Consider the following 9,399-nt stretch of genomic DNA (forward strand, 5'->3'; position numbering starts at 1 on the left):
CTTTTTATCTCACTACGAAAGGAGATCACATGAAGAAAGTCAGATCCTACACCAGCATCTGGTCAGTGGAAAAGGTGCTGTACGCCATCAATGACCTGCAACTACCGTTTCCGATCACGTTTACGCAAATGACGTGGTTCATCGTCAGTCTGTTTGCGGTCATGCTGCTGGGCGACTTGCCGCCTCTGTCATTCATTGACGGCGCGTTTCTCAAGTACGTCGGCATTCCGGCTGGGCTAACGTGGTTCATGAGCCAGAAGACCTTCGACAACAAGAAGCCAATGGGATTCTTGCGGTCGGTGATCAACTACGCCATTACCCCGAAGCTCACCTATGCTGGCAAAGCCGTGAAGTCGCAAAAAGAGAAACAAACCGCTGCTGTGACCTACGTTTGGAGGTACCACAATGAAATTTCCAATTAAGTATATCGAAGACAATCTCGTCTGGAACACTGACGGCGAGTGCTTCGCCTATTTTGAATTGATTCCATACAACTACTCGTTTCTAAGCCCCGAACAGAAGCAACAAGTCCATGAGAACTTTCGGCAGTTGATCTCCCAAAACCGTGACGGCAAGCTCCATTTATTGCAGCTCGCCACCGAGGCCAGTGTTCGAGACACTCTCGACCGCTCGAAGAAGTTGGTCAAGGGAACGCTTAAAGACATCGCCTTCCAGCACATCGACGGCCAAGCCGAAGCATTGACCGAAAACGTCGGTGACAACCAAGTGGACTACCGCTTCTTCATCGGCTTTAAGCTGCTGCTGAACAACGCAGAGGTTACCGCCAAGTCTATCTTCAAGGATATGTCCTTGGGCATTCGGGACTTCTTCGCCGAGTTCAACACAACGTTTGCTGGTGACTTCTTCACCATGAACAACGCAGAGGTGGAACGCTACGCCAAGTCCGCAAAGTTTCTCGCCGAGAAGATCGGTCGGCGCTTCAAAGTTCGTCCACTGGACAAGAACGACTTTGGCTACCTCCTCGAACATCTCTACGGTATGACTGGGCAAGATTACGATGATTATGAGTATCACTTGCCCCGCAAAAAGTCTAAGCGCGACACAATCATCAAGCGCTACGACTTGATCAAGCCAACCCGCTCACTGATTGAGCAGCACCAACGCTCAATCAAGATCACCCACGGGCTGGATAGCAGTTACGTAACGTACCTGACACTTTCCGACATCGTGGGTGAACTCGAATTTCCCGGCAGTGAAATCTTTTATTTCCAACAAAGCCAGTTCGATTTTCCAATCGACACCAGCTTGAACGTAGAGATTGTGACAAACAAGAAGGCTCTGACCAAGGTACGCAACAAGAAGAAGGAACTCAAGGACTTGGACGAACACGCCTATCAGTCCGGCAACGAAACCACACGCGGCGTCAGCGACGCCTTGGATTCAGTTGATGAGCTAGAAAGCAATCTTGATCAGACCAAGGACGCGATGTATAAAATCAGCTACGTCATTCGCGTCGCTGGGCGATCCGAAGACGAAATGAAGCGCCGCGCCGATCAGCTACTCGACTTCTATGACAGCCTCAACATCAAGCCCGTGCGACCGTTTGGCGATATGCTGGGGCTTCACAGTGAGTTTATCCCTGCCTCAAAGCGCTACATCAACGACTATATCCAATACGTGACTAGCGACTTCATTGCCTCACTAGGCTTTGGTGCGACGCAATCCCTCGGCGAAAAGGAAGGTATCTACATCGGGTATAACGTGGACACTGGACGCAACGTCTACTTGCAACCAGATATTGCCGCGCAAGGTATTAAGGGCACCGTTACCAATGCCTTATCCGCCGCCTTCCTCGGCTCGTTGGGTGGTGGGAAGTCATTCTCCAATAACTTGCTCGTCTACTATGCCGTGCTCTACGGGGCACAGGCACTGATTCTTGATCCAAAGTCGGAACGTACCGGCTGGGCAGAGAACCTCGACTTTATGGAAAACGAAATCAATATCGTCAACCTGACCAGTGAGGAACAAAACCGTGGGTTGCTTGATCCTTATATCATCTTGTCCAACTTGAAAGATTCGGAATCGTTGGCCGTTGATACCCTGACTTTCCTCACTGGCATCTCAAGCCGGGATGCCGCCCGCTTTCCAACATTGCGAAAGGCGATTCGTGCGGTAACACAAGCGCCCGAACCGGGACTTTTGAAAGTCATTGATGAACTCCGCCGTGAAGACACGCCGATTGCACGCAACATTGCCGATCACATCGAATCCTTTACGGACTATGACTTTGCGGCATTGTTGTTCTCTGACGGAACGGCGCGGCGGACAATCGCGCTTGACCGGAAGATCAACATCGTGCAAATCGCAGACTTAGTACTGCCAGACGCCGACAAGACGCAGGAAGAATACATCACTGCGGAAATGTTATCCGTCGCCATGCTCATGATAATCAGCACGTTCGCGATTGACTTCATTCACCAAGACCGCGCCCAGTTCAAAATTGTGGACTTGGACGAAGCCTGGGCTTTCTTGAACGTGGCACAGGGTAAGGCATTGTCCATGAAACTGATTCGTGAAGGTCGTTCGATGAATGCCGGGGTCTACCTCGTCACTCAAAATGCAGACGACTTGCTCGACGAAAAGATGAAGAACAATATCGCGCAGAAGTTCGCCTTCCGCAGCACGGACATCACGGAAATCAAGAACACCTTGAACTTCTTTGGCCTCGACGCCGAAGACGAAGGCAATCAGAACCGGCTCCGCTCGCTAGATAATGGGGAGTGTCTGTTCCAAGACATCTGGGGACACGTCGGCGTGCTGCACTTTGACTATATCTTTGAACACCTGCATCACGCATTCGACACTCGGCCACCGAAACCCGTGGAGGTGATCGCAGATGACGAAAGCTAACCGTCGGCGGCTTCTGCTGTTCCTCGGTGTTGTCGCAGCATTCATGTTGGTGCTGGTGCTTACTGGCGGTCAGCCGGTACACGCTGCCGGATTGGTAGACGATCAGTCTGGCGGCTCTAACGAGTATTCCAAGTATCCGTTGTCACACTATCAACTCGACTATTTCGTTGATACAAGTTGGGACTGGCTACCGTGGAACTGGGGAGACGGCATTGGCAAGTCTGTAAGCTATGGTCTGTATGCCATCACCAACTTCTTGTGGACACTTTCTGTCTACCTGTCAAATGCTGCGGGCTATCTGATTCAGCAAGCCTACTCGCTGGACTTCATCAAAGATACGTCTGACGCGATTGGGAAGAACATGCAGCTCTTGGCGGGGGTATCAAAAGACGGCTTCACCACAGATGGTTCTATCCGGGACTGCTCCTGATGATTACGCTGGTTGTCGGCATCTATGTCGCCTATACCGGCATCATCAAGCGCGAAACCTCGAAAGCTATTTCAGCGATTGTCAACTTCGTGGTGATTTTCATCACGTCAGCCAGCTTTATCGCCTACGCACCAGATTACGTCAGCAAGATCAACGAGTTCAGTAGCGACATCAGTACGAGTGCGCTCAACACCGGCTCCAAGATGATCATGGGGACTGACACGGCCACCGATAAGTCAGGCGTCGATGCGATCCGTGACACGCTCTTTGAAATTCAGGTGAAGCAGCCGTGGACACTTTTGCAGTTTGGCGACAGCGACGATGATAACGTTGGCAAAGACCGTGTGAACACGTTGATGAAGACCGATCCGTTTGGCGACAAGGGTAAAACCCGTACCGACGTAGTGAAAGCTGAAATTGAAGACAATGACAACGAGAACCTCTCGCCAACCATGACGATCAATCGCCTTGGCACCACGACCTTTGTTGTCTTGTTCAACGTAGCGATCACCTTGTTTGTCTTCTTCCTGACCGCGATGATGCTGTTCAGCCAGATACTCTTTATCATCTACGCGACGTTCCTGCCAGTGTCATTCTTACTTGCAATGCTACCGTCCTTTAACGGATTGATGAAGCAAAACATTATGAAGCTGTTCAACACGATCATGACGCGAGTTGGCGTGACGCTGGTGATCACGATGGCGTTCTCGCTATCGGTAATGGTCTACGGATTATCGGCCACCTCACCGTTCTTCCTCGTGGCCTTCCTGCAAGTCACCATCTTTGCCGGAATCTGGATGAAGCTCGGCGACTTGATGGGCATGATGCAGCTACACAGCTCTGACGCCCAGCAAGGCACACAACGCTTCTCGCGTCGTGGGAACCGCATGCTACGACAGTTCGTCGGTAGTGCCATGGGTGGCGCAATGGCCGGACGCTTCTTGTCGCGGGGCTATGGCAAGGGGCGTGGAACACCACAGCTCCCGACAGGAACGCAACGCGAACAGACTGCGGACGCTACCAAACCGCAACAACCCAAGAAGCCACGCAGCCAACGACTGGGTGAGAAACTTGCCGATGTATCTGATGTCGGCAACAAGCTCAAGGACAAGACTAAACGTGGCCTTGATCAGGTGAAGGACGCACCAACCAACGTTTTATATGGTCTGCATCGTGGTAAGCAACTGACTAAGGAGGCCGCCGAAACTGCGAAGGACAGCTTCAAGGGGCGGCGTGAGGCCAATCAGCAGGAACGCGACAAACAGCTTGAGCAGCGGCGTAAGCAAATGCAAGAACGCAAGCTCGCAATCAAGCCTAAAGCTGATCCTGAAAAACCAAAACCAACGGCTACCAAGCCGCCGGTTGAACCAACTCGTAAGCCAACGACTGCCACACCTACCAAGCCCAAGCCCGAACAAACTGATACCAGTGGGCAACCTAAGCGTGCTGCCACGAAGCCAACATCAACTCGGCCTCCACGTCCAGTCACGAAGCCGCAAGCAGAACCCACAATCACACCGCACCAAGAACCCACTCCGCCAACGGTTAAAACCAAGAAACCACTGACCCTCGTTTCCGAAAAGCCAGCTAAGCCACGCAACCCAAAGCCACAGCGGATCAAAAAGGCTAAGGGGCATAAGAAGCGATGAAACTCTGGCGCTGGTTAGCTCTCGCCGCACTCCCAATACTGTTGATTGGCGGTCTGTTTTTTTGCGGTCATTGCCTCTGATGATGACGAAGACCAGCCTGCCTCTGCGATCACAGCCGACGCAATGAACTTATCCGCTGAAGTCTACAAGCATAAGCTGACGGTCGAAAAGTATTGCAAAGAGTTTGGCATTTCAGACCAAGTGATGGTGATACTCGCCATCATGCAGGTTGAATCTGGCGGTAAGGGCGGCGACGTGATGCAAGCCAGTGAATCGCTGGGACTACCGGTCAATACGCTAGATACCGAAGCGTCAATCAAGCAAGGCGTGAAGTATTTCGCGTCGCTGCTGAAAAGCATGAAGGCGGCGGGGGTGGATCTCAATACCGCCATTCAAAGCTACAACTATGGTGGCGGCTTTATTGACTACGTTGCTAAGCACGGCAAAAAGTACACGCTGGCGCTAGCGACGGCGTTTGCCAAAGAGAAGTCTGGTGGCAAGAAAGTCACCTATACCAACGCGGTTGCTAAGGATGGTTGGCGCTATGCCTATGGGAACATGTATTACGTGTCGGTCATCTCGCAATACCTTGTCACTGGTGGTGCGAAATTCGACGACAAAACGGTACAAGCCATCATGGACGAAGCACTCAAGTATCAAGGCACCCGGTATGTCTTCGGTGGCTCAACGCCAACAACGGGATTCGACTGTTCCGGGCTGACCAGTTGGTGCTACGGCAAAGCCGGGATCAAACTTCCCCGTACCGCCCAAGCACAATACGACGCCACGGCACACCTGAACATCAAGGATACCAAGCCCGGCGACCTCGTGTTCTTTCATTCGACCTACGATACTGCCGACTATGTGACCCACGTTGCATCTATGTCGGTGGCATGAAAATGTACAACGCTGGCGATCCACTTGGCTACGCTGACTTGAATTCAAGTTACTGGCAAGCCCACCTGATCGGCGCTGGGCGTGTAAAGAAGTAGGTGAAGACGATGGATCAAAACGGTATCGGCTACTTTGACTGGATGGATCTCATCACCAACACCTATGACGATGCGCTGCAAAAGGCGCACGTCGATCTCAAATTTGGTGACAACCGCGCACCACGCAACAAGGAACTCGACTTTGCGTCAGGTGAGTGGGAACGCATCAAGTTCTTCAAACAACGCTTGCCCAATACTGACGACCTGTGCCACGTTCTCGACCGCTTCGTTGACCGAATGCCGGAGATGGAATACGGGCACCGACGCGAGTATCGCCTCGCCGTTGCGCATGAAGTGGCCGTTGATCGATGGCTCAAGGGCAAGGTCTTCGCCCCGGAAGACCGCAAGTATATCCTCGACCGCGAGCGCTACTTGGCCGAAGAATATTTCAACAACGACCGTGAACTCGGTCAGTATATCGAAACCGACTATGAGGGCTACAAGCGAATCTCGCTGCAACGCCTATTCGTGCGTTTTCTCGATATTTACGATGATTTTTACCGCTGCTACGAAATTAGAAAGGACAAGGTGAACGAACCTTGAGTAAAGACAAAACCCAAAAGAACGGCTGGTTCAAGAAGAAGCCAGCCGCCCCAAAGCCGCCTAAAATCAAGCACCGTGGCTTGCGCCGTCCAGTCACACTACTTTGCTGGTCGGTGTTGATCGGCAGCACCAGCTTCGGTGTCTACAAGAACATGACCGCTATCGAAACCCATACGGTGCACGAAGTTCAAGTGATCAAGAACAAGGTGATCGATACACACGCCTTGGCGACCTTCACCACCGACTTCGCTAAGCTCTACTACTCGTGGCAGCCAAGCCATGAAGCCCTCGATCAACGGCAGAAAGCCTTGCAGCCGTATCTTGTGGAGCAACTGCAATCGCTGAACGCAGATACGGTGCGTAGTGACATTCCCACCACGGCCACAGTGAGTGAGGTCAAGATCTGGGACGTGAGCAAGGCGGCCAAGGACACGTTCCACGTACTATTTACGGTGAAGCAAGACCTCACCAAGGGCAAAGACAAGAAAACCGTGATTAGCACTTACACCATTAACGTCATGCAAAATGACAACGGCGATATGGTGGTCACCAAGAACCCAACCATCGCTGCGGAGCCAGCAACAGCTCGGATCAAGCTGCCGGACACCCAGTCCGATAACACAGTAGCCAGCAGCACCGCAGATGAGGTAACCAAGTTTCTCAAAACCTTCTTCACCCTGTACCCGCAAAGTGACCGCAACGAACTCAAGTACTACGTCAAGGAAGGGACACGGCCTATCGAACGGAATCTCAAGTTTGTAGAACTTCTAGATCCAGTCTTTAAGCAGACCAAGCGCGGTCTGACTGTCACTTTATCTGTGAAGTATCTCGACACTGACACCGATATGAGCCAAGTCTCGCAATACACCCTGAACCTCTCCAAGCAGAGCAACAACTGGATAATCACTGACGGCATCTAAAAAAATACCCGGCACGACCTTCACGCTGAAACTAGCGTGGCAGGTCGTGCCGGGTATTGTCGTTATTCTGGTTGTGTACCAGCGTTGCGTCTGCGCACTTTACGAATAACTAGATAAGGCAGGTAGCCGAAGACGAGAGCTAAGATCGCAATTTTAGTAAGCACTCTACCAATTTGAAATATGATGAAGATAGCTAACGTAGCAATCGCCAGTATCATGACCACTCGCATGATTGAATAGAAGAACCACAAGCACAGTGGCAACGCGAAATATGCCAACGCACAGACTAGCAAGGTTACTGTGATCATCACCCAGTCCTGCATGAAGAATGGGGATAGAACGTGCCACCACAGTACGCTAACCGCATCACTGATAACCGTCACCAGCATAACAAGTAGTCCGCCAATCGCATTCGAAAAGAAGTCAATAAAGCTATCTAATCCATTATTAACCGTTGAAATAAATGACCCAATCATTAACAACTGCCCCCTCCATTTCGTATTGGAGCTTGAGGATACCAGATACTGATGGGGGATTGCAATTTTATTTTATATTCGATTTCAAATTATCGAGGAAGTCTGATTGTAAAAGTGCTGCCCTGGCCTAACTCACTTTGAACTTCGAGCTGTCCTTCGACTAATTTCAAGATTTGTGCGACCATTGCAAGTCCCAGTCCGTTGCCAAGCTCAGCATGAGAACGATCACCCTGATAGAACTTCTGAAACATGTGTGCACGCGTTTGATCATTCATTCCAATACCAGTATCAGAAATGCTTACCGTCACATGCTCATGCTGATTGGAAACATTCAGGTGAATTGAACCATTGTCAGGTGTAAATTTAATGGCATTCGCCAATAGATTGTTCCAAACTACTTTCAGTAAATCGGGATCACCAATTATTTGAAGCCTCTCTGGCATATCTACTTCGAGTTCCAAGTTGTATGATTCAAGTAGTGGATCACTGGCAAAAATTACCTGAGTAAGCTGTTCTACTAAATCGAATGATTGGTGTTCGGGTTGCGAGATTTGAGTTTCCAGTTTATTCAGTCGCAATATATTTGAAACCAGTTCGGCTAAGTCAGTAGCGGCAGTGTTGATTGTAGCTAGATAGGTAGCACGAGTTGTCGCTTCCAGATCGGATTGTTGCAATGCTTCTGAATAGCTTCTGATGATTGCCAGCGGTCGCTTAAATTCGTGAGATACATTTGCAACGAAATCCCCACGTAATGTTTCGATTGAATTTAGCTCTGCGACCATAGTGTTAAAGTTCGCAAACATGGCATCCAGATAGTCATATCTTTCTGGTCGATGTACCGGTTGTAAGTATACCGAGTAATCACCACTGGCAACTCTCTCCGCAGCAGTACTCAATGCTCTTAACGGTTTGTCGAAAGTACGATAGCGTTGCCACGATGCCAGTAGGGCAAACCCAACTGCAACAATCAAACAATAAAGCAGATACCAGCCCGCGTATGGGGATAAGACATCGCGCCAATCCTGGCTATACGCGAGCCCCGGTACTGCCGCTAATAAACCAAATCCCAAAAATAAGGTTGTAAGTTCTACCCAAGAGAAACTTGTTGCGTGGACTCGAAAATGAGCTTTTCGTTTACCCATTAGTCAAGACTCCTTTGTACCCTAATCCATGTACCGTCTTGATTGCGAAGCCGTCTGCCATAGAAAACTTATCTCGAAGTTTCGTGATATAAACATCTACTGACCGTAATGAAGTTTCACTGTCAAGATCCCAAAACTCATTGATTAGTTCAGCACGAGAAAAAGCATGGTTAGGGTATTCAAGAAACTTGCTTAAAAGGTTGAATTCTCGTACGGTCAACGGAACCTCTTTGCCACTAAGCAGTGCTACTCGTGCCTCTTGATCCAACGTCACATTACCGACAGTTAGCTGATTGGTCTTACCAATATTTGCACGTCGAAGCAGCGCATGAACGCGTAACTTTAGTTCGTCAAGTTGAATCGTTTTGATCATATA

Annotated in this window: 7 protein-coding genes and 2 pseudogenes; 6 read left to right on the forward strand and 3 right to left on the reverse strand. The window is 50.1% G+C overall.

Annotation, left to right across the window (positions count from 1 at the left end; genetic code table 11):
• Window positions 1–29 precede the first annotated feature (29 nt).
• The 6 genes and pseudogenes from JCM13996_RS08580 to JCM13996_RS08605 all read left to right on the forward strand — a co-directional run bounded on the left by JCM13996_RS08580 (window position 30) and on the right by JCM13996_RS08605 (window position 7,405).
• The gene (locus tag JCM13996_RS08580) at window positions 30–422 is read left to right on the forward strand and encodes a conjugal transfer protein (RefSeq protein WP_054750815.1); all 393 of its coding nucleotides are present in this window, start codon (window positions 30–32) and stop codon (window positions 420–422) included.
• A complete protein-coding gene (gene tcpF / locus JCM13996_RS08585; protein ID WP_054750816.1) occupies window positions 406–2,871 on the forward strand; it encodes a conjugal transfer ATPase TcpF in 2,466 nt (821 codons plus the stop codon). Before JCM13996_RS08580 ends, tcpF begins: the two co-directional genes overlap by 17 nt.
• Window positions 2,858–4,950, forward strand: a pseudogene (locus JCM13996_RS08590) (CD3337/EF1877 family mobilome membrane protein). Before tcpF ends, JCM13996_RS08590 begins: the two are co-directional and overlap by 14 nt.
• 45 nt (window positions 4,951–4,995) lie before the next feature.
• Window positions 4,996–5,942 (forward strand): annotated as a pseudogene (locus tag JCM13996_RS08595) (bifunctional lytic transglycosylase/C40 family peptidase).
• 9 nt (window positions 5,943–5,951) lie between these two features.
• Window positions 5,952–6,485, forward strand: coding sequence for a hypothetical protein (locus JCM13996_RS08600; RefSeq protein ID WP_054750817.1), 534 nt, complete (start codon window positions 5,952–5,954; stop codon window positions 6,483–6,485).
• Window positions 6,482–7,405: a conjugal transfer protein gene (locus JCM13996_RS08605; RefSeq protein ID WP_054750818.1), complete on the forward strand. Its 924-nt coding sequence runs from the start codon at window positions 6,482–6,484 to the stop codon at window positions 7,403–7,405. The genes JCM13996_RS08600 and JCM13996_RS08605 overlap by 4 nt, the downstream gene beginning before the upstream one ends.
• A 62-nt stretch (window positions 7,406–7,467) precedes the next feature.
• Here JCM13996_RS08605 and JCM13996_RS08610 read toward each other — a convergent pair whose 3' ends face one another.
• From JCM13996_RS08610 to JCM13996_RS08620, 3 genes are all read right to left on the reverse strand, one after another.
• Complete coding sequence (locus JCM13996_RS08610) at window positions 7,468–7,887, reverse strand: hypothetical protein (RefSeq protein WP_156321931.1); 420 nt, start codon at window positions 7,885–7,887, stop codon at window positions 7,468–7,470.
• 83 nt (window positions 7,888–7,970) lie between these two features.
• Window positions 7,971–9,023, reverse strand: a complete 1,053-nt coding sequence (locus JCM13996_RS08615; RefSeq protein WP_054750820.1) for a HAMP domain-containing sensor histidine kinase — start codon at window positions 9,021–9,023, stop codon at window positions 7,971–7,973.
• The coding region (locus JCM13996_RS08620; RefSeq protein WP_162205208.1) for a winged helix-turn-helix domain-containing protein at window positions 9,016–9,399 on the reverse strand (384 nt) is incomplete at its 5' end. The genes JCM13996_RS08620 and JCM13996_RS08615, both read right to left, overlap by 8 nt.

Source organism: Lacticaseibacillus thailandensis DSM 22698 = JCM 13996, assembly GCF_001312865.1.
Classification (GTDB): Bacteria; Bacillota; Bacilli; order Lactobacillales; family Lactobacillaceae; genus Lacticaseibacillus; species Lacticaseibacillus thailandensis.

Bases quoted from the DNA above. Each gene is read 5' to 3' on its own strand.
- JCM13996_RS08580 (WP_054750815.1), top strand. From the start codon at position 30: ATGAAGAAAGTCAGATCCTACACCAGCATCTGGTCAGTGGAAAAGGTG.
- tcpF (WP_054750816.1), top strand. From the start codon at position 406: ATGAAATTTCCAATTAAGTATATCGAAGACAATCTCGTCTGGAACACT.
- JCM13996_RS08600 (WP_054750817.1), top strand. From the start codon at position 5,952: ATGGATCAAAACGGTATCGGCTACTTTGACTGGATGGATCTCATCACC.
- JCM13996_RS08615 (WP_054750820.1), bottom strand. From the start codon at position 9,023: ATGGGTAAACGAAAAGCTCATTTTCGAGTCCACGCAACAAGTTTCTCT.